The organism is Pseudomonas sp. LB3P93 (genome assembly GCF_054898025.1).
Window position 1 is genome coordinate 4,356,574 of sequence record NZ_CM142713.1, and the last position, 21,928, is coordinate 4,378,501.

The following is a 21,928-nucleotide window of genomic DNA, read 5'->3' on the forward strand; positions in this document are numbered from 1 at the left end:
AGGTTTCTGTAGGACTTTTCCTAAATGACTGCAGATTTCGGTAATTACTGCCATCCAAACCGCCAAATGTAGAATCCCTTCACCGCTTGAGTCAGCCCCATGTACGCCAGCAGAATCACCGGCAAGAACACGAAATACAGCGACGGCAGCGCCTGCAATTTGAAGTAGTGCGCCAACGGCCCCATCGGCAAGAAGATGCCGACCGCCATGATGATCCCGGTCATGACCATCAACGGCATCGCCGCACGGCTTTGCAGAAACGGGATTTTCGGTGTGCGGATCATGTGCACGATCAACGTCTGGGTCAGCAGCCCGACCACGAACCAGCCGGACTGGAACAGGGTTTGATGGTCCGGGGTGTTGGCGTCGAACACGTACCACATCAGGGCAAACGTGGTGATGTCGAAGATCGAGCTGATCGGGCCGAAAAACAGCATGAAGCGCCCGACATCCGCTGGCTGCCAACGCTGCGGCTTGCTGAGCATTTCTTCGTCGACGTTATCGAACGGGATGGCAATCTGCGAAATGTCGTACAGCAGGTTTTGCACCAGCAGGTGCATCGGCAGCATCGGCAGGAACGGGATGAATGCACTGGCCACCAGCACCGAGAACACGTTGCCGAAGTTCGAGCTGGCGGTCATCTTGATGTACTTGAGCATGTTGGCGAAGGTCCGGCGCCCTTCCAGCACGCCCTCCTCCAGCACCATCAGGCTCTTTTCCAGAAGAATGATGTCGGCCGCTTCCTTGGCGATGTCCACGGCGCTGTCCACTGAAATACCGATGTCGGCGGTGCGCAGCGCGGGGGCGTCGTTGATGCCGTCGCCCATGAAACCGACCACGTGGCCGTTACCTTTGAGCAACCGCACGATGCGTTCCTTGTGCGACGGCGTGAGTTTGGCAAAAACGTTGGTGGTCTCGACCGCGACTGCCAGTTGGGCGTCGCTCATGCGCTCGATGTCATTGCCCATCAGCAGGCCTTGTTGCTCCAGGCCGACTTCGCGGCAGATCTTCGCGGTCACCAGTTCGTTGTCACCGGTCAGCACTTTCACCGCAACGCCGTGAGCGGCCAGCGCCTTCAGGGCCGGGGCGGTGCTTTCTTTCGGTGGATCGAGGAAGGCGACATAACCGATCAACGTCAGCTCCTGTTCATCCGCCAGGCTGTAGGTGTCGCGGCCTTCGATCATGGGGCGCGCGGCGACGGCGACCACTCGCAGGCCCTCAGCATTGAAGGCGGCAGTGACCTGGCGAATCCGCGCCAGCAGTTCCTCGGTCAGTGCTTCGTCAACCACGCCGTGTCGCACCCGCGTGCACACCGCCAACACTTCCTCCACCGCGCCCTTGCAGATCAGCAGATGCGGCTGCTCGTGCCGGGCAACCACCACCGACATGCGTCGCCGGGTGAAGTCGAACGGAATTTCATCAACCTTGCGAAACGCCGTGCCGACCTTCAGTTCACGGTGGATTTCCACGTGTTCCAGTACTGCCACGTCCAGCAGGTTTTTCAGGCCGGTCTGGTAGTAGCTGTTGAGGTAGGCCATTTCCAGCACGTCGTCGGAGTCGTTGCCCCAGACGTCGACATTGCGCGCGAGGAAGATTTTGTCCTGGGTCAGGGTGCCGGTCTTGTCGGTGCACAGCACGTCCATGGCGCCGAAGTTCTGGATCGCGTCGAGGCGTTTGACGATGACTTTTTTACGCGACAGGAACACCGCGCCTTTGGCCAGGGTCGAGGTGACGATCATCGGCAGCATTTCCGGGGTCAGGCCCACGGCAATCGACAACGCGAACAGCAGCGCCTGGGTCCAGTCGCCTTTGGTGAAACCGTTGATGAACAGCACCAGCGGCGCCATGACGAACATGAAGCGGATCAACAGCCAGCTGACTTTGTTGACGCCGGTCTGGAACGAGGTCGGTGCGCGATCGGTGGCGCCGACCCGCTGGGCCAAGGCACCGAAATAGGTGTTATTGCCGGTGGTGAGAATCACCGCCATCGCCGTGCCGGACACCACGTTGGTGCCCATGAACAGGATGTTCTCGAGGTCCAGCGGATTGCGCGTATCGCTGTTCTGCTGGCGCGGAAATTTTTCCACCGGCATCGATTCGCCGGTCATCGCGGCTTGGCTGACGAACAGGTCCTTGGCGCTGAGCACCCGGCAATCGGCGGGAATCATGTCACCGGCTGACAGCACAATCAGATCGCCCGGCACCAATTGCTTGATCGGCAGTTCGGTACGTGGCGCATCCCGGCGCATCACCGTGGCGGTGTTGCTGACCATCGCCTTGAGCGCGTCGGCGGCCTGGTTGGATTTGGTTTCCTGCCAGAAGCGCAGCAAGGTCGAGAGCACCACCATCGAGAAAATCACGATGGCGGCTTTCATGTCCTCAGTCAGCCAGGAGATCACCGCGAGCAACGTCAGCAACAGGTTGAAGGGGTTTTTGTAGCAGTGCCAAAGGTGCGTCCACCACGGCAGTGGCTGCTCATGCTCGACTTCGTTGAGGCCGAATTGCTCGCGCAGGGTGTCGGCTTCCACTTCACTCAAGCCGTCGGTGTGGCTGCCGAGTTTTTTCAGCAATGGGCCGGTGTCGCTGTTGGCGGCGGTGACCAGGGTTTGCGCCAGCGTCGGCGGCACTTCGCGGCTGACCGTGGTGTCGGCGAAACTTTCCAGCAGCGCCAGTCGGCGAAAGTGCCGGCCGATGTGACGGGTGCGCAGGAACCCGGCGAAGAATTCCTTGAGCAGAGTAAGGTTCATGGCGTTGCCCCCAGGGTCAGCCGGGAGACCTTCGAGCAGGCGTGTCGAGTCGCTGCGATGACGACAGGAACGTCGAACATCACACACGGTCAAGCGTCGATGAGAGAGAGGTCGGGACACGGCCAAGGAGTGGCCGCGATCGGGATTCCGCTGCTCGCTATCAGGCGAGACAACGGCACGACAGGCTGCGCGTTATCTTGCCGGGAAGGTGCCGGTTATCGAAACCGGCCGACTACTGTCACTCGAACAAGTACCCACTGAGGGTCTCCGCTATTGATGAAAACGCGCGAAGCTTACGCCCCGATTTCTGGAGAGTAAACGAAGGAACGGCGGGTGGTGGGGGAATTGCGGGGTTCTTCAGGAAGGGTTCAGGATCGAGGTCTGATCGTTCCCACGCTCCGCGTGGGAATGCAGCCCGGGACGCTCCGCGTCCCATTCAAAGCCGAACGCAGAGCGTCCGTTGAGGCATTCCCACGCGGAGCGTGGGAACGATCAGAATGAGGGGATCAGCTGGCTGTCGCTAGCAACAAATCCACCACCGACCGACTATGCCCACGGTGCTTGCCATGGTCATACAACGACCCGGCAATCTCATCCGCGCGAATCGGCAGGATCGACAACAATGTGTCGCTCAAACCATGGCTCGCCTGGCAGAAGCCCTGCATATAAATGCCGGCCTTGCAGCGTTCGTCGGTGATCAGTTTGTAGTTGCGATCCACCTCGAAATCACCCAGGTATTGCTCCAGCGGCGCCAGCAGCTTGCGGTGCATCTGGCGTTCGTAACCAGTGGCCAGAACCACGGCGTCGTAAAGACGAACCGTCACTTCACCGGTGGCATTGTTGCGCACCGCCAGTTCGATGCCGCGCTCGGTGGCGGTGGCTTTTTCGATAGTGGTCAGGGTACGGAACGCATGGCGCGCGATGCCCGAGACTTTCTGGCGATAGAAGATCCCGTAGATGCGTTCGATCAGGTCGATGTCCACCACCGAATAGTTGGTGTTGTGGTACTCGTTGACCAGACGCTCGCGCTCGCTGCTCGCCTGCTGGAACACCAGATCGGTGAACTCCGGCGAGAACACTTCGTTGACGAATGGGCTGTCGTCCGCCGGTTTCAGTGCCGAGCCACGCAGGATCATGTCCACCTGCACCGACGGGAAGCTGTCGTTCAAATCGATGAAGGCTTCCGCCGCGCTTTGGCCGCCACCGATGATCGCGATGCTCATCGGCTGATTGCTCACGCAGGGCTGCTTGGCCATCTGCGCCAGGTACTGGGAGTGGTGGAACACGCGGCCGTCATCCTTCAGCGCCTTGAACGCTTCGGGAATGCGCGGCGTACCCCCGGTACTGACCACCACCGAACGGGTGGTGCGTACATGTTGATGCCCCGTTGAGTCGCGAGAGATCACCCGCAGCGCCTCAACCTGGTGATTGTGCAGCACCGGCTCGATGGTCAGCACTTCTTCGCCGTAGCGGCTCTGGGCTTCAAACTGGTCGGCGACCCAGCGCAGGTAGTCGTTGTACTCCATGCGGCACGGATAGAACGTGCCGAGGTTGATGAAGTCCACCAGGCGACCGTGATGCTTGAGGTAGTTGACGAACGAATACGGGCTGGTCGGATTGCGCAGGGTCACCAGGTCCTTGAGGAAGGAAATCTGCAGCTCGCTCTGGGTCGACAGGGTGTTGCCGTGCCAGCTGTAGTTGGCCTGCTTGTCGAGAAACAGTACATCCAGTTCGCCCTGGTTCGGCCCGCGCTCTTGCAGAGCGATGGCCAGCGCCAGGTTCGAAGGGCCGAAACCGACGCCGATCAGGTCGTGAACGATGGGCGATGCAATTGCCTGTGTCATTTCCAGTGTCCTCTGGATGAACCCCTCAACAAGGGGAATAAGCCTAAGTGACCTGATGCAGGACAGCAGGTCGTCTGTTGAGTAGGAACGAGGACAATGAAAAAAAATTTAGAGAGAAGGGATCAATGGGCGTCCCACTGCCGCATCCGCACGCGGCAATGTTTCATGGCATTGACGATGTGCTTCTCCACCAGCGCGCGCGAGATGCCGAGTTGTTCAGCAATTTCCGGATGAGACAGGCCATCGATCTTGCGCAGCAGAAAACTTTCGCGACACAGGCGCGGCAATTCCGCCAAGGCACGCTGGAGCATTTCCAGGCGCTGACCGTGGTCGAGGCAGTTGTGCGGCGATGGCGTGAAGTAGCGCTCTTCGTTGTCGAGCACATCCAGCGACTCGACCTGGCGCAAGGCATTACGCCGATGATCGTCGATCACCAGGTTCAGCGCGGTGCGATAAAGGAAGGCCCGGGGCTGTTCGATCGGCGTGTCACTGGAACGCTCCAGCACCCGCAGATAAGCGTCATGCACCACATCTTCGGCGACCTGACGGTTGCCTAGCTTGGCGTTCAGGAAACACACCAGCTCGCGATAGTAGTTTTCCAACATGACTCCCGGCCGCACAGGGTGCGGTTTCTGTCCTTGAGCCACCTCGGCGACCGCCGAAAGAGGCAGTGGCAAGATGGTGGCAGTTCGAGCCGCGTAATTTATAGTAATTCTCATATAGATTTAAAGTGTTGGTTTGACTTACCCGATAAATAGTCATGTGCTACACCTGTAACGCTTTGTGTCCGCGCCTAAATTCCCCGCCACTTTCCTCGTTAACAGGACAGCTTCCCGTGTCTGTCGGCTCCCCGACAGCGTTCGGCTGTCGCCGGTTTACGTGCGCAGGTTGAACGACGGGCCGATATCCATTGGCCGGAACCCTGCATGAAACGTCCCCGACAGACCCGACGCGCCCTGCTTGTAGCACTTTGTCTGATCCCCGTTATCGCCATCGCCGCCTGGCAAGTGATCCCGCCTGGCCGGGATAAATTCGCCACCGTGCAAGTCAGCCGTGGCGACATTGAAAGCAGCGTCACCGCGTTGGGCACCCTGCAACCGCGGCGTTATGTCGACGTCGGCGCCCAGGCGTCCGGGCAGATCCAGAAGATTCACGTGGAAGTCGGCGACGTGGTCAAGGAAGGCCAACTGCTGGTGGAGATCGATCCGTCCACCCAGCAGGCCAAACTCGACGCCGGACGCTTCTCCATCGAGAACCTCAAGGCGCAGCTTCAGGAACAACGGGCATTGCACGAACTGGCCCGGCAGAAATTCCAGCGCCAGCAGAACCTCAAGGCCGGCGGCGCGACCCGCGAAGAAGACGTGCAAACCGCCCAGGCCGAGCTGCGCGCCACCCAGGCCCGCATCGACATGTTCCAGGCGCAGATTCGTCAGGCCCAGGCCAGCCTGCGCAGCGATCAGGCCGAACTCGGTTACACGCGGATTTACGCACCGATGGCCGGCACCGTGGTTGCCCTCGACGCCCGGGTCGGCCAGACCCTCAACGCCCAGCAGCAAACGCCGCTGATTCTGCGCATCGCCAAGTTGTCGCCGATGACGGTGTGGGCCGAAGTCTCGGAAGCCGACATCGGCCACGTCAAACCCGGCATGACTGCCTGGTTCACCACCCTCAGCGGCGGCAACCGACGCTGGAGCAGCACCGTTCGGCAAATTCTGCCGGTGCCGCCCAAGCCGCTGGATCAGACCAGCCAAGGTGGCGGCAGCCCCTCCAGCTCGAGCAAAAGCGGCAGCGCGCGCGTGGTGCTGTATACGGTGTTGCTGGACGTCGATAACGCCGACAACGCGTTGATGGCGGAGATGACCACCCAAGTATTTTTCGTTTCGGATCAGGCGAAAAACACCCTCACCGCACCCGTCGCGGCATTGCAGGCCGGCGCTGAAGCCAATAAGCAAATTGCACAGGTCGTGGCCAAAAACGGCAGCATCCAGCAGCGCGACGTGCGCACCGGCATCAGCGATCGTTTGCGGGTGCAGATCCTCGACGGTTTGCAGGAAGGCGATCACCTGCTGATCGGCCCGGCCGACGGGAGTGGCGGCTGAATGCAGACGCCTCTGATCGACCTGCAGGACATTCGCAAAGCCTACGGCGGCGGCGATTCACCGGAAGTTCACGTGTTGCGCGGCATCGACCTGTCGATCCATGCCGGGGAGTTCGTGGCGATTGTCGGCGCCTCCGGTTCCGGCAAGTCGACGCTGATGAACATCCTCGGTTGCCTCGACCGCCCCACGTCGGGCGAATACCGTTTCGCCGGGCAAAACGTCGCCGCCCTCGACAGCGACGAGCTGGCCTGGCTGCGCCGTGAGGCCTTCGGTTTTGTGTTCCAGGGTTATCACCTGATCCCGTCCGGCTCGGCCCAGGAAAACGTCGAGATGCCGGCCATCTATGCAGGCTTGCCAGCGGCCGAACGCCACGCCCGCGCCGCCGCCCTGCTCGACCGTCTCGGCCTGGCCTCGCGCACCGGCAACCGCCCGCATCAGCTCTCCGGCGGCCAGCAACAACGGGTGTCAATTGCCCGCGCCTTGATGAACGGCGGCCACATCATCCTCGCCGACGAACCCACCGGCGCCCTCGACAGCCACAGCGGCGCCGAGGTGATGACCCTGCTCGACGAACTGGCGAGCCAGGGCCACGTGGTGATCCTCATCACCCACGACCGCGAAGTCGCGGCCCGGGCCAAACGCATCATCGAAATTCGTGACGGGCTGATCATCAGCGACAGCGCCCACGACAACCCTGAGGCGCAAGCCTCGGCCAACCCCGGCGCGCTGCAAGCGGTGGATCTGCGCAAACGCCTGACCGAAGGCGCAGAAGCCACCGGCGCGTGGAAAGGCGAACTGATCGACGCCGTACAAGCGGCGTGGCGGGTGATGTGGATCAACCGCTTTCGCACGGCACTGACCTTGCTCGGCATCATTATCGGCGTGGCGTCGGTGGTGGTGATGCTCGCCGTCGGCGAAGGCAGCAAGCGCCAGGTGATGGCGCAAATGGGCGCCTTCGGCTCGAACATCATTTACCTCAGCGGCTCCTCACCGAACCCGCGTACGCCGCTGGGCATCGTCACCCTGGATGATGTCGCAGCGGTGGGCAGCCTGCCGCAGGTGACGCGGATCATGCCGGTCAACGGCCAGGAAGCCGGGGTGCGTTTCGGCAACCTCGACCACTTGAGCTACGTCGGCGGCAACGACACCAACTTCCCGGCCATCTTCAACTGGCCGGTGGTGCAAGGCAGCTATTTCACCCAGGACGATGAACGTAACGCCGCAGCGGTTGCGGTGATTGGCCACAAGGTGCGGGCCAAGTTGCTCAAGGACGTGGCCAACCCGATCGGCCAGTACATCCTGATTGAGAACGTGCCGTTCCAGGTGGTCGGTGTGCTCGCGGAAAAAGGCGCCAGCTCCGGCGACTCCGACAGCGACGACCGCATCGCCATCCCGTATTCCGCCGCGAGTGTGCGGCTGTTTGGCACCCACAATCCCGAATACGTGGCCATCGCCGCCGCCGACGCCCGCAAGGTCAAAGAGACCGAAATCGCCATCGAGCAATTGATGCTGCGCCTGCACAACGGCAAGAAGGATTTCGAACTGACCAACAACGCCGCGATGATCCAGGCCGAAGCGCGCACGCAAAACACCCTGTCGTTGATGCTCGGCTCGATTGCCGCGATCTCGCTGCTGGTGGGCGGAATCGGCGTGATGAACATCATGTTGATGACGGTGCGCGAGCGGACGCGGGAGATTGGTATCCGCATGGCCACTGGCGCCCGTCAGCGCGACATCCTCCGTCAGTTTCTGACCGAAGCGGTGATGCTGTCGGTGGTCGGCGGGCTCGCCGGGATCGCCCTGGCGCTGATCGTCGGTGGCGTGCTGATCCTCAGCGAAGTCGCCGTCGCGTTCTCCTTGATAGCGGTACTCGGCGCCTTCGGCTGCGCCCTGGTCACCGGTGTCGTCTTCGGCTTCATGCCGGCCCGCAAAGCTGCCCGACTCGACCCGGTCACGGCCCTTACCAGTGAATGATCTCTCCATGAAGCCGCAACTGAGTTTACTGACCCTCTGCCTGTTGCTCGGCGCCTGCGGCTCTCCCGCCCAGCGCCCGGACAGCGGCATTGCGTTGCCCTCCTCCTGGCAATCGCCGCAAACGCAAAGCGCCACCCGCAGCAACCTGCAATGGTGGACGCAGTTCGGCAGCCCGCAGCTGGATCAACTGATCGAGCAGGCGCGGGTCGGCAGTTACGACCTGGCAGCCGCCATCGCGCGGGTGCGCCAGGCGCAGGCTGAAACGGTGGTGGCCGGCGGTTCGCTGCTACCCGAAGTCAAGGCTGCCATGAACGCCAATCGGCAAAAACTGCTGCGCGGCAACGGTTACAGCCAACTCGACGCCGACAGCGACAACAAGGCCGTTGATTACTTCAACGCCAGCCTCAGTGCCAGTTACGAAATAGATTTCTGGGGCGGTCAACGGGCTTCCCGTGACAGCGCGCAATTCGCTTTGCAGGCCAGCGAGTTCGATCAGGCAACCGTGGAATTGACGCTGCTCAGCGGCGTTGCGAACACCTACGCGCAGACCTTGTCGCTGCGTGAGCAAAGTCGCATCGCCGAGCTGAACCTGGCGAACGCGCAGAACGTGTTGAAACTGGTGCAGACGCGTTTTGATTCAGGCTCCGCGACCGCGCTGGAACTTGCGCAACAGAAGAGCCTGGTGGCGGCGCAACAACGGCAATTGCCGCTGGTGCAGCAACAGGCGCAGGACGCGTTGATCGGTCTGGCCGCCCTGCTCGGCCGGCCGGTCCAGGAGCTGGCGCTGGGTCAGGAGCGCTTTGAGCAACTGTCATGGCCGACCATCGCGGCGGGCGCCCCCAGCGAGCTGCTCACCCGCCGCCCGGACATCGCCCGTGCCGAAGCGCAGCTGTCCGCCGCACAAGCCAACGTCACCGTCGCCCGCGCCGCGATGCTGCCGAAGGTGACCTTGAGCGCCGAACTGGGGTCGGGAGCCGATCAGGCGGCAGACATCCTGCGCAGTCCTTTCTACAACCTCACCGCCGGATTGCTTGCGCCGGTCTTCAACAATGGCCGCTTGAGTGCCGAGCGCGACAAAGCCACGGCCCGCCAGGAGGAATTGCTGGAGACCTATCGCGGGTCGATCATCAACGGCTTCGCCGACGTGGAAAAAGCCCTCAACAGCATTCGTGGGCTGGATGCACAGCGTCAATGGCAAAGTGAGGAACTGAACCAGGCGCAGACCGCATTCAATATTGCGCAAAGCCGTTATCAGGCCGGGGCCGCGGATTTGCTGACGGTGCTGGAGACCCAGCGCACACTGTATGCGGCGCAGGATTTGAATGTGCAACTGCGATTGTCGCGGTTGCAGGCGAGTATTGCGCTGTACAAGGCGCTGGGTGGTGGGTGGCAGGTTTTGTGATTTGTGTCGCCAGTGAGTCCGCTTTCGCGAGCAAGCCCGCTCCCACAATGGACCTGTGTTCGCAGGACTAAATGTGGGAGCGGGCTTGCTCGCGAAGAGGCAGGAACATCCAGCACCAATGTCACCTGCCGAATAGCTATCGCGAGCAGGCTCACTCCCACAAGGTTATGTGTCGTGCCCAAATCATGCGGCACACATAAAACCTGTGAGAGCGAGCTTGCTCGCGATTGAACGATAACGCGGTATCAGTTGCTTAGGTGGTCACCGGCTTGGCCTTCAAATGCCGCGCATACCAAGGCCGCTGCGGCACTTTGCGGAACAGGTCCGCCAGTTTTTTCTCGTCTTCGCCAAAGGTAATGCGCAGCGCCAGCTTCATGGTTTCCGGGTCCATCTCAACCGACTTGCCCGTCTGCAACCCCGGCGTCGTACTGCAGCCATGGGTGCTCGGCCCGAGCCACGGATCATTCACCTCAACCCAACGCCCCGGCGCAAACCACGCCACGCCGTTAACCTCCAGCCGACTGACCTCCCCCGGATGAAAGCGCTCGTGCGCACGGAACCAGTCTTCCAGACGATCATCGATCCAGCCGTGGAAATGCCAGAACACCGGGTTCACGTGGGAGGAAAACGGGTCGCCGAGAAAATCGTTTTCCGGCGCATACCAGCGCGCGGAGAAGTCTGCCGGATCCCGCGCAAACGGCACCGGCTGGCCATTGGACGGATCACGCGGCACCGAGGCCCAGCGCATGTGCAGCCAGTCATGCAGCCCCAACTCAACCTCTGAACCGAACTGCCCCAAGGTGAGCTTCGACAGATAGCGCGGATCACGGTAGCGCGACTCCCAGACCTGGAAGTTGCTGTGATACGTCTCGGCGGTCTTGATGTCGCTGACCCATTGCGAGTACTCGGCATCGTCGTCGGCCTGCCAGGTCGGCGGCAGCGCGGTGCCGTCGTGGTTGTCGCAGTAATTGGCAAAGCCGATGCGATCGCGGGCCAGTTCCGGCTGCGGCAACGGAAAGTGCTGCCATGAGGGCAAATCCTGCATCGACCGCGCCGTGCCGAGCATGTGGCGGTGCATGAAGAAAAAGTCCACGCCCGAGCCATTGCGATCTTTGCGCGCGCCACGGGCATCACGCTCCTGATCCCGCGGGCCGGGCTGCCAGCCAATGCCACGCAATGCGTTGCGCTTGTCTTCGGACAGGGTGTGCCACTTGTCCCGCGAGGCATGCCAGAGCTGGTGAAACAGCCGATGCTCGGCGGAAACCAGCCAGGCCAGCAGCGGTGCGTTGAGACCGGCGCGCTCGCGGGCTTCGGGGAAAACCCGTTTCACGGCAATGAAACGATTGTCCTGCGCGGTCATCATCAGCGGGCGATCGAGATTCAACACCCGGCCGCTGAGCGTACCGCTGCCGGCATTGCCGAAACCGGCCCAGACTTCGTCCAGCGCCATGCTGAATTCGTAATCCGGCGTGCCGTTGGCGGCATTGGCACTGACCAAACGCCAGCTCAACTCGGCCGGCTTGGCTTCCGCCAGATCGCCCAGCACCCGGTAGCGAGGCTCATCACTGGAGCGCAAACGCTGGGCGGTGTCGAGGAACCCGATCAAGCCGCGACCTTTGTGGCCGACGTCGAGAAACAGTTCCAGCCCGTCCCGTGACAGGCCTTCGATACCGGCGTCACGGCCTTCGAAACGGATCTGCCAGACGCCGCGCAAGGTGTTCGCCAAATGCTGGCCGGCGACATTCGCCACATCGAATGAAGCTTCGCCGGGGGTGATCGTCGGATCCGGTTTCGCCCATTCACGATGCCCATAAAAAGCCGCAGGCACGGCGGCGCCGGTCAGCGCCAGGCCTGCCATGAACCATCGTCGAGAAATCGTCATTGCCCTACCTGTGTCAGCCATGAAGCAGGCTTTATCCAAGCTAGAACGTTTGTTGCCTCTACAAATTTATGGTGCCCCCGAAAGATCGTTCCCACGCTCTGCGTGGGAATGCCTCAACGGACGCTCCGCGTTCGGCTTTGGAGGGGACGCGGAGCGTCCCGGGCTGCATTCCCACGCGGAGCGTGGGAACGATCAAGCATCGCCAGCAGGCTGGCTCCCACAGGTGATCTGTGTCGTTCACAAATCCCCTGTGGGAGCCAGCCTGCTGGCGATGGGGGCATCAGCCCCACTAAATTTCTAACTGAGCCACTCGTTCTTCCCAGATAGCAAAGGCCCCTGCGCCCGCACCGGGGCGGCGAACCTGACTGAGATGGCAATGACAAAACCACGTTCGAAAAAGGCTCTTTACATCGGCCTGCCGCTGGCCCTGGCGATCAGTGCCGGGGCAGGCTTTGCGGCCTGGGATTACGGGTTCAAGGACAATCCCGGTTACCCGGTAAAAGTCATGAAACAGGCCGATGAGCTGCAAGAACGCCTCCTCTCCTTCGACAGCCACGTCACCGTCCCGCTGGACTTCGGCATCGCCGGCAATGAAGCGGACAAGGACGGCACCGGGCAATTCGACCTGGTCAAGACCGGCCGTGGACGCTTGTCCGGCGCGGCCCTGACGATTTTCGGCTGGCCGGAAATCTGGAACGGCGCCAACGCCCCGCATCGCCCCACCGCCGGTTTCGTCGACGAAGCCCGGTTCGAGCAGGAAACCCGCTACAAAATCATCAGCACGATGGTTCGCGACTTCCCCAACCAGGTCGCCATCGCCTACACCCCGGACGACTTCCGCCGCCTGCACGGCGAAGGCAAGTTCGCGATCTTCATGAGCATGCTCAACGCCTATCCGCTGGGCAACGACCTGAATGCCCTGGACACGTGGGCCGCTCGCGGCATGCGCATGTTCGGTTTCAGTTACGTGGGCAACAACGCCTGGGCCGATTCGTCCCGACCGCTGCCGTTCTTCAATGATTCGCGAGACGCCCTCGGTGGCCTGTCGGAGATCGGTAAGCAGGCCGTGCATCGCCTGAACGACCTCGGCGTGATCATCGATGTGTCGCAGATGTCGACCAAGGCCCTGGAGCAAGTCGCCAAACTGAGCCGTACCCCGATGGTCGCCTCGCACTCGGCACCGCGTGCACTGGTGGACATCCCCCGCAACCTCAGCGACCAGGAAATGCAACTGATCAAAAACAGCGGTGGCGTGGTGCAGATTGTCGGCTTCCCCACCTACATCCGCCCGCTGAGCCAGGCCACCCAGAACAAACTCAACGCCCTGCGCGCTCGCTTCGACCTGCAACCGTTGCAAGGCCTTGAGATGGCGCTGATGCCGGGTGACCCGATCATCACCGTCTGGTCCGAACAACGTTTCGGCGAGTACGCCAGTCAGCTCTATGCCATCGTCGACGAAGAACCGAAAGCCACGCTCAAGGACTACGGCGACGCGATTGACTACGCGGTGAAGAAAATCGGGATCGACCACGTCGGCATCAGTTCCGACTTCAATGACGGCGGCGGCCTGGATGGCTGGAAGGATGTCAGCGAAGCACGCAACGTCACGGCCGAGCTGATCAGTCGCGGCTACAGCGAGGCCGATATCGCCAAGCTCTGGGGCGGGAATTTCCTGCGGGTGTGGGACCAGGTGCAGAAGTCGTCCAGACCGGTGGCGAAAAACTGATTCCCCTTGCATAAGCGAACCGAGCTCATGACTAACCGCCGTTCATTCCTCAAGCAGGCCGGTATTCTCGCGGCGGGCCTGCCGCTGAGTTCTGCCGTGAATCTGCCGGCGCTGGCTGCCAATCCTGCGCCGCTGTCCAAGGACAAATGGGCGCAATTGCGTGCATTGTTCAACCAGGATCCGGACTACCTGCACTTTGCCAACTTTCTGGTGACGTCCCACCCACGGCCGGTGCGTGAGGCGATTGAACGCCACCGCGCCAACCTCGACCGCAACCCGGGCCTGGCAATGGACTGGGACTTGGGCGAAACCGAAAAACGCGAGCAAGCGGTTCGCGTCTGGGCCGGTCGTTACCTCAAGGCCAAGCCTGAGCAAATCGCGCTGACCGGCAGCACTACGGAAGGCCTGTCGCTGATCTACGGCGGCATCCATGTGCGCCCGGATCAGGAAATCCTCACCAGCGAGCATGAACACTACGCCACCAACTACGCCTTGGGTTACCGCCAGCAAAAGGACGGGGTCAAGGTGCGCAAGCTCAAGCTGTTCGAGAACAGCCACAACGTTTCGGTGGACGAGGTGCTGGGCTCGATCGCCAAAGGCATCCGCCCCGAAACCCGCGTGCTGGGCATGACCTGGGTGCAGTCCGGCAGCGGCGTGAAACTGCCGATTGGTGAGATCGGCAAACTGGTGGACGAACGGAATCGCAACCGCGAGGAAATGGACCGCATCCTGTATGTGGTCGATGGCGTGCACGGTTTCGGCGTCGAAGACCTCGACTTCCCTGACATGCATTGCGACTTCTTCATCGCCGGCACCCACAAATGGATGTTCGGCCCTCGCGGTACCGGGATCATCTGCGCCCGCTCCGCTGAGCTCAAGGATGTGACGCCGACGATTCCGACGTTCTCCGAAGCGACCACCTTCTCGACCATCATGACCCCGGGCGGGTATCACAGCTTTGAACATCGCTGGGCCCTGGACGAAGCGTTCAAACTGCATTTGGAACTGGGCAAGTCCGAGGTGCAGGCGCGCATTCGCGCCCTCAACACCTACGTGAAAAACCGCTTGCTGGAACACCCGCAAGTCGAACTCGTCACGCCAATGAGCCCGGACCTGTCGGCCGGTTTCACCTTCTTCCGGATCAAGGACCGCGACTGCGAAAAAGTCGCCGTGCAGTTGATGGAAAACCGCGTGGTCTGCGACTCGGTGGACCGCGACGTCGGCCCGGTCATTCGCATCGCCCCCGGCCTGCTCAACACCGAGAACCACATCGACCGCTTCATGACGCTACTGAGCAAAACCACCTGATGCTGAACTCTGTGGCGAGGGAGCTTGCTCCCGCTGGGCAGCGAAGCGGCCCCAAAGAAAGGGACTGCTACGCAGTCCAGCGGGAGCAAGCTCCCTCGCCACAGGGGCACCTCCGTTTTCTTTTAAATTGAGACGACTCATGAACCGAGATCTACTGACCCTGCCGCTCAAGGCACTCGCCCTGACCGCCCTCCTCGCCGGCCTCCTGCCAACCGCTGCCCAAGCCGCCACCGCCCCGCAACCCGGCAAGGTGTTCAAGGACTGCCGCGATTGCCCGGAAATGGTCGTGTTGCCGGCCGGCACCTTCAACATGGGCACGCCGGACGATGAAGTCGGTCGCGAGCCCGACGAAAGTCCGATGCACGCAGTGACCTTCGCCAAGCCGTTCGCCATGAGCCGTTTCCAGGTCACCGCCGGTGAATGGGACAGTTACGTGCGCGAGAGTGGCGTGACCATCGCCAACGGCGATACCCGGCCGGGTCGCGAGTGCGTCGCCAGCAAACCGCGTTACCCACAAGGCCCACGTCAGCCGGCGGTGTGCATGAACTTCGATGACGTGAAAAATTACGTCGCCTGGCTCTCGAAAAAGACCGGGCAGAAGTACCACATGGTCAGCGAAGCCCAACGCGAATACGCCGCGCGCGGCGGCACCAAGGGGCCGTTCCCCTTCCCGTTCGATGAAGGCAAGGAATACAGCATCAGCAAACACGCCAACACCTACGGCCCGGCGGACGGTTACAGCTACAGCTCGCCGGTCGGCAGCTATCCACCCAACGCGTTCGGCATGTACGACATGCACGGCAATGTCTACGAATGGGTCGAAGACTGCGAGCACCCGAACTACGTCGGCGCACCCACCGATGGCAGCGCGTGGGTAGAAGCCAAGTGCGAAGCGGTGCGCATTCGTGGCAACGACTGGGGCGAAGCGCCGGTGTTCTCCCGCTCCGGCAACCGCAACAGCCAGTACCCGCAAGAGCGTGGCGACTGGATCGGTTTCCGTATTGTGCGTGATCTCTAACCTGGTACACGCCCCATGCTTTGATCGTTCCCACGCTCCGCGTGGGAATGCATCCGGTGACGCTCTGCGTCACATTCACCAGCGGAACGCGGAGCGTCCCTGGCGGCATTCCCACGCGGAGCGTGGGAACGATCATCTGTGTAGTGACAGCAAGCACCGCCAGTCGGCGACCTTGTAAATTAACCCTTCGATCAGACGTTCTACTGGGTATCTGCCTTTATACCCAAGGAACTGTCTTCCATGACCCAGCCTCCCCGTGGCGCCATCGGCGAGTTGTTCGCCCTGCTGAAACCGTTTCGACTCATCGTCGCCGCGTCCATTTTCCTGGGCATGGTCGGCGGCTTGAGCGTCACGGTACTGCTGGCGACCATCAACAACGCCCTGCATTCGGACACCGGCCTGACCCAGGGCGTCGTCGCCTTGTTCGCCGGCCTGTGCCTGCTGGCGCTGTTGACTTCGATCTGCTCGGACATTGGCACCAACTATGTCGGCCAGCACATCATCGCCAGGCTGCGTAAACAGCTCGGTGAAAAAGTCCTGTCGGCACCGATCGAGCAAATCGAACGCTATCGCAGCCACCGCCTGATTCCCGTGCTGACCCACGACGTCGACACCATCAGCGACTTTGCCTTCGCCTTCGCCCCACTGGCGATTTCCCTCACCGTGACCCTGGGCTGCATGGGTTACCTGGCCATTCTGTCCTGGCCGATGTTCCTGATCATGGTCGCCGCGATCCTGATCGGCACGGCGATTCAGGCTTACGCCCAGAGCAAAGGTGTGCAGGGTTTCATGGCCGCCCGTGACGCTGAAGACGAGCTGCAAAAGCACTACAACGCGATTGCCGATGGCGCCAAGGAACTGCGCATCCACCGTTCGCGTCGCCAGCGCATGTTCGTTTCGGGCATCAAGGCCACGGCCGATTTCATTTGCAAGACCCAGGTGCGCTCGGTCAACACCTTTGTCATCGCCAAGACTTTCGGCTCGATGCTGTTCTTCGTGGTCATCGGCCTGGTGCTGGCGCTGCAATCCTTCTGGCCAAGCGCCGACAAGACCGTGATGAGCGGCTTCGTGCTGGTGCTGCTTTATATGAAGGGTCCGCTGGAGCATTTGATCAGCACGTTGCCGATTGTCAGCCGCGCGCAGATTGCCTTTCGCCGGATCGCTGAGTTGTCCGAGCAGTTTTCCACCCCCGAACCACATTTGCTGCTCAGCGATCAGGGCAACGTCGAGCAAGCCGTGCATGAACTGAAACTGGCCGATGTGCGATTCGCCTTCCCGGCTGCCGAAGGTGCCGCACCGTTCCAGCTCGGGCCGGTCAACCTGACGATCAAGCAAGGCGACATCACCTTTATTGTCGGCGAGAACGGTTGCGGCAAGACCACGCTGATCAAGTTGCTGCTGGGCTTGTACACGCCGCAACAGGGCGAAATCCGCGTGAACGGCGAGGCGATCGATGCGCAGAACCGAGACGACTATCGCCAGTTGTTCACCACGATCTTCGCGGACTATTACCTGTTCGATGATGTGGTCCAGGGCGATCAGCACATCCCCGAAGACGCCAACAAATACCTGCAACGCCTGGAAATCGCGCACAAGGTCAGCGTCAAGGACGGCAACTTCACCACCACCGACCTCTCCACCGGCCAGCGCAAGCGCCTGGCCCTGGTCAATGCCTGGCTCGAAGAGCGCCCGGTGCTGGTGTTCGATGAATGGGCGGCCGACCAGGACCCGACCTTCCGCAGGATTTTCTATACCGAGTTGCTGCCGGACCTCAAGCGCCTGGGCAAAACCATCATCGTGATCTCCCACGATGACCGTTACTTCGATGTGGCCGACCAGTTGGTGCGCATGGAAAGCGGCCGGGTTGTCACCGAACTCGCCCCTGCCTGAACACTGCACACCTGTGTGGTGAGGAGATTCCTGTGGCGAGGGAGCTTGCTCCCGCTGGGGCGCGAAGCGGCCCCGAAAATGGGACTGCTACGCAGCCCAGCGGGAGCAAGCTCCCTCGCCACAGAGAAGTCCTCTGACCGCAGAACCGTGTCGTTTCATCTTTCTGAAATTTATTTGACGGGTTTCTTTCCGGTTTTCCGTTCGTGCCGCGTCTAATAATCATTCTTATTAACAAAAACTCTGCACAACACTTTTCAGGAGCTCAGGTAAGTAATGCGACCTCAACCACGCCGCACACCTCTCGCGTTGGCTGTACAACGCCCGACATTGCATCGCACCCTGTTCACCAGCGTACTGCTGACCGCCACCTTGCTGGGGAGCTCGATGGCCAATGCTGCACCTGTAAAAGTGAATATTGCCGTGCAGCCGCTTTCCAACGCGCTGACCGAGCTCGGCATGCAGACCAACCTGCAAATCCTCTACAGCCCTGATCAGGTGGCCGGCATCAAGTCCCGTGCAGTGTCCGGATCGCTGGAGCCGTCCGAGGCCCTGAGCGCCTTGCTCAAAGGCACCGGCATTTCTTTCCAGATCAATGGCAACAGCGTCACCCTGGTATCCGGCGGCGGTTCGGGCCTGCAACTGGGTGCGACCACGATTTCCGGCCAGGCCCTGGGCCTGACCACGGAAGACACCCACTCCTACACCACTGGCGCCACCACCACCGCGACCAAGCTGCCGCTGACCCTTCGCGAAACGCCACAATCGGTGACCGTGGTGACCCGTCAGCAAATGGACGATCGCGGCGCACAGAGCGTCGGCGATGCGCTGCGCAACACCCCCGGTATCACGTCGCAGAAGTACGACAGTGACCGTACCGAATTTTCCGCCCGTGGCCAGGCCATCACCAACTTCCAGTACGATGGCGTCAACACCATCTACGACGGTGTGTACGGTGAAAACCCGAACAACAGCGACGACTCGGCGAGCCTGGACCACATCGAAGTCATCAAGGGCGCTACCGGTCTGATGACCGGTACCGGCGACCCGTCCGCCACGGTCAACCTGATCCGCAAGAAGCCGACCAAGGAATTCAAGGCCTCGGTCAGCGCCACCGCCGGCCGTTGGGACAAATACCGTGCTGAAGGCGACATCTCCGGTTCGCTGACCGATTCGGGCAACGTACGCGGCCGCTTCGTGACCACGTATCAGGACGCCAACTCCTACCTGGATCACTACAGCCAGAAGAAAGACCTGTTTTACGGCGTCCTCGAAGCCGACCTGACCGACGACACCCTGCTGACCTTCGGCATCGACAAGTCCAGCGCGACCCCGCGCGGATCGTCGTGGACCGGTAACCCGACGTACTTCGCCGATGGCGGCCGTACCGAGTTCCCGCGTCACTTCAACCCGGCTGCCGACTGGAGCCGTCGTGATTTCGACAGCACCACCTACTTAGCATCGCTGGAACAAGCGCTGGCCAATGACTGGAAACTCAAAGTCAGCCTGGATCAGAAAACCACCGATCACGACACTCAACTGGCCTCGGCCAGCGGCGGTAACCCGAACCGCGCCACCGGTGAAGGCATGTTCATGTACTGGGGTCGCTGGGAAGGCCATCGCGTGCAGAACACCGCTGACGTGAACGTCTCCGGTCCGTTCAGCCTGGGTGGTCGTGAGCACGAATTGGTCGCCGGTGTCATGGCATCCCACTCGCGTCAGACCGGCGCGACTTACGACACCAGCGCGTTCTCCCAAGTACCAGGCAGCATCTACGACTGGAACGGCGAGCTGCCGAAACAGGAATTCCCGAAGAACGGCAAATACGAACGCACCCAGAGCCAGAACGGCGTTTACCTGGCCACGCGTCTGCGTCCGACCGACGACCTGTCGTTCATTCTCGGCACCCGTCTGAGCACCTTCAAGTACAACGAAGACTACAGCTATAACCCGGGCGCCGGTCAGACCGACACCCACGCCAGCTACAAGGAACATGGCGTCGTCACCCCTTACGCCGGTGTGGTTTACGACCTCAACGACACGTACTCCGCGTACGCCAGCTACACCAATATCTATCAGCCGCAAATCTACAAGGACGCCAACGGTTCGACCCTGGAACCGGTTGAAGGCAACGCTTACGAGACCGGTCTGAAAGCGGCCTACTTCGAAGGCAAGCTGAACGCCAGCCTGGCCTTCTTCCGCATCGAGCAGGACAACGTCGCCCAATCGATCGGCACCAACCCGGTCACCAACGAAGGCATTTACAAAGCCATCGACGGCGCGACCACCAAAGGCGTGGAACTGGAACTGGCCGGTGAACTGGCCGAGGGCTGGAACCTGTCCGCCGGCTACACCTACGCCCGCACCCGTGACCAGGACGAGCAACGGATCTTCGGCTACCCGCTGTCCACCACCCGTCCTGAACACGTCGTGCGCACCTTCACCACTTACCGTCTGCCGGGTGTGATGAACAAATTCACCGTCGGCGGTGGCGTGAGCTGGCAGAGCGCGTTCTACGGCAAAATCTACAGCGCCAGCGTGGGCGACTACACCCAGATCAAGCAAGGTGGCTACACCCTCGTGGACCTGATGACCCGTTACCAGTTCGACGACCACCTGAGCTTCACCGTCAATGCCAACAACGTCTTCGACAAGAACTACCTGACGGGCCTGGGCAACTTCGATACCACGTTCTACGGCGAGCCGCGCAACGTGCAGGTCACCGCGAAGTATGACTTCTGAGTCGTGAGCTGAAATGAACAATGTCCGTGTCGTGAGATGCGGGCATTTTTTTTGGGCCATAGATTTGTGGTGGATGTGAGTTCGCCATCGCGGGCAAGCCCGCTCCCACAGTTTTAGTGGCGTTCACATATCCCTGTGGGAGCGGGCTTGCCCGCGATGGCCATTGTCGACTCACCAGAAATCCCCGAGACCGGGCACAAAAAAACCGCCACCCCTGATCCAGGCATGGCGGTTTTTTTCACTTGAACTCAAACCCGCGAACGCACCCACCCCGCCACTTCCGAGTGAATCCCCTCAACTTCCCCCAGCAACCCCGCCATGCGCATAAAGTCATGGGTCATCCCCGGCTGCTCCAGCAACGTCACCTCATTCCCCGCCCCGCGCAACCGCTCGGCATACGCCGCCCCTTCGTCATGCAACGGATCATGCCCGGCCAGGTACACCAGCGCCGGTGCTACGCCCGACAAATCCGCCGCCAGCAACGGCGAGCAACGCCAATCCGCGAGGTCCGCTGGCGTGCGCCCGTAATGCGCGTAGAACCAGTCCAGCGTCGGCGTTTCCAGCAAATAGCCCTCGGTGAAATCCCGATGGGATGCACGCTTGGTGGTCGCGTCCGTCACCGGGTACAGCAACACTTGCGCCCTGGGTTTCAACGTCAGTTCCTCTGGCTCACGCACGGCCATGATCGATAACACCGTGGCCAACGTCGCGCCCACGCTGTCGCCCACCAGCGCCACCCTATTCGCGTCCAGCCCCCGCGCCGCGCCTTCGCGCACCAGCCAGTTCCCGGCATCGCAGGCGTCCTGCACCGGCGTGGGGAAACGCCACTCAGGTGCGAGTCGATAATCCACGGTCAACAGCGCAAACCCGCCTTGGGAGGCCAGTCGCCGGCACAGCGCATCATGGGAATCCAGGCTGCCGACCACATAGCCGCCACCATGGAAATACAACACCACCGGCTGCAACCCGTCGACCGCTTGCCCATCGCGATATAGCCGCGCCGACAAACTGTGGCCGTCCCGCGCGGCGATGGTGAAGTTCTCGCAAGACACGCTGTCCAGCGGCACATCGAGAAACCCGGAGGAGGCTTCAAAATCGATCCGCGCCTGTTCTGGCGACTGTTCATGCATCGCGCGACTTTTGCCGGTCATCCGGCCGAACTCGGCGAGTTCGAGAAATGCTTCAAGTTCTGGCAACACGGCCATGGGACGAATCCTTCTACTCAAATAGGTCAATACAAAATCTTGAAACCAGCGAGAAACCTGTGGCGAGGGAGCTTGCTCCCGCTGGGCTGCGAAG

At 61.3% G+C, this 21,928-nt stretch carries 13 protein-coding genes; 8 read left to right on the forward strand and 5 right to left on the reverse strand.

The window, feature by feature from the left end:
- Positions 1-44: 44 nt before the first annotated feature.
- The 3 genes from mgtA to ACYZT8_RS19740 form a co-directional block, all read right to left on the reverse strand.
- Positions 45-2,747 carry a magnesium-translocating P-type ATPase gene (mgtA, locus tag ACYZT8_RS19730; protein ID WP_461975215.1) on the reverse strand — a complete coding sequence of 901 codons (2,703 nt, stop codon included), beginning with the start codon at positions 2,745-2,747 and terminating at the stop codon, positions 45-47.
- A gap of 506 nt (positions 2,748-3,253) precedes the next feature.
- Complete coding sequence (locus ACYZT8_RS19735; RefSeq protein WP_461975217.1) at positions 3,254-4,591, reverse strand: lysine N(6)-hydroxylase/L-ornithine N(5)-oxygenase family protein; 1,338 nt, start codon at positions 4,589-4,591, stop codon at positions 3,254-3,256.
- A 122-nt stretch (positions 4,592-4,713) separates the two neighbouring features.
- On the reverse strand, positions 4,714-5,196 hold the full coding sequence (locus ACYZT8_RS19740; RefSeq protein ID WP_131059844.1) for a sigma-70 family RNA polymerase sigma factor: 483 nt from the start codon (positions 5,194-5,196) through the stop codon (positions 4,714-4,716).
- A gap of 321 nt (positions 5,197-5,517) precedes the next feature.
- Between ACYZT8_RS19740 and ACYZT8_RS19745 the strand changes: the two genes are divergently transcribed.
- The 3 genes from ACYZT8_RS19745 to ACYZT8_RS19755 are packed head-to-tail and all read left to right on the forward strand — an operon-like array spanning position 5,518 to position 10,066.
- Positions 5,518-6,690 (forward strand): efflux RND transporter periplasmic adaptor subunit, encoded by a 1,173-nt coding sequence (locus ACYZT8_RS19745; protein ID WP_461975219.1) that lies wholly within the window; start codon positions 5,518-5,520, stop codon positions 6,688-6,690.
- Positions 6,691-8,664, forward strand: coding sequence for a MacB family efflux pump subunit (locus tag ACYZT8_RS19750; RefSeq protein ID WP_461975221.1), 1,974 nt, complete (start codon positions 6,691-6,693; stop codon positions 8,662-8,664). It begins immediately after the preceding gene.
- 7 nt (positions 8,665-8,671) lie between these two features.
- Positions 8,672-10,066, forward strand: coding sequence for an efflux transporter outer membrane subunit (locus ACYZT8_RS19755; RefSeq protein WP_461975223.1), 1,395 nt, complete (start codon positions 8,672-8,674; stop codon positions 10,064-10,066).
- 253 nt (positions 10,067-10,319) lie between these two features.
- Here the strand turns inward: ACYZT8_RS19755 and pvdP are convergent, their stop codons facing one another.
- Positions 10,320-11,948 (reverse strand): pyoverdine maturation tyrosinase PvdP, encoded by a 1,629-nt coding sequence (pvdP, locus tag ACYZT8_RS19760; protein WP_461975225.1) that lies wholly within the window; start codon positions 11,946-11,948, stop codon positions 10,320-10,322.
- A gap of 376 nt (positions 11,949-12,324) precedes the next feature.
- On the opposite strand from pvdP, the gene pvdM reads away from it, so the two are divergent.
- The 5 genes from pvdM to ACYZT8_RS19785 all read left to right on the forward strand — a co-directional run bounded on the left by pvdM (position 12,325) and on the right by ACYZT8_RS19785 (position 20,629).
- Positions 12,325-13,674 (forward strand): pyoverdine-tailoring dipeptidase-like protein PvdM, encoded by a 1,350-nt coding sequence (gene pvdM, locus ACYZT8_RS19765; protein WP_461975227.1) that lies wholly within the window; start codon positions 12,325-12,327, stop codon positions 13,672-13,674.
- 27 nt (positions 13,675-13,701) lie between these two features.
- Positions 13,702-14,982: a pyoverdine-tailoring periplasmic protein PvdN gene (gene pvdN, locus ACYZT8_RS19770; RefSeq protein WP_461975229.1), complete on the forward strand. Its 1,281-nt coding sequence runs from the start codon at positions 13,702-13,704 to the stop codon at positions 14,980-14,982.
- A gap of 139 nt (positions 14,983-15,121) precedes the next feature.
- The gene (gene pvdO / locus ACYZT8_RS19775) at positions 15,122-16,000 is read left to right on the forward strand and encodes a dihydropyoverdine dehydrogenase (RefSeq protein ID WP_461975231.1); all 879 of its coding nucleotides are present in this window, start codon (positions 15,122-15,124) and stop codon (positions 15,998-16,000) included.
- Between the two features lie 240 nt (positions 16,001-16,240).
- A complete protein-coding gene (locus tag ACYZT8_RS19780) occupies positions 16,241-17,890 on the forward strand; it encodes a cyclic peptide export ABC transporter (protein ID WP_461975233.1) in 1,650 nt (549 codons plus the stop codon).
- A 273-nt stretch (positions 17,891-18,163) separates the two neighbouring features.
- Complete coding sequence (locus tag ACYZT8_RS19785) at positions 18,164-20,629, forward strand: TonB-dependent siderophore receptor (RefSeq protein ID WP_461975235.1); 2,466 nt, start codon at positions 18,164-18,166, stop codon at positions 20,627-20,629.
- Between the two features lie 248 nt (positions 20,630-20,877).
- On the opposite strand, the gene ACYZT8_RS19790 is transcribed toward ACYZT8_RS19785, so the two are convergent.
- A complete protein-coding gene (locus ACYZT8_RS19790; RefSeq protein ID WP_461975237.1) occupies positions 20,878-21,834 on the reverse strand; it encodes an alpha/beta hydrolase in 957 nt (318 codons plus the stop codon).
- Between the last annotated feature and the right edge of the window lie 94 nt (positions 21,835-21,928).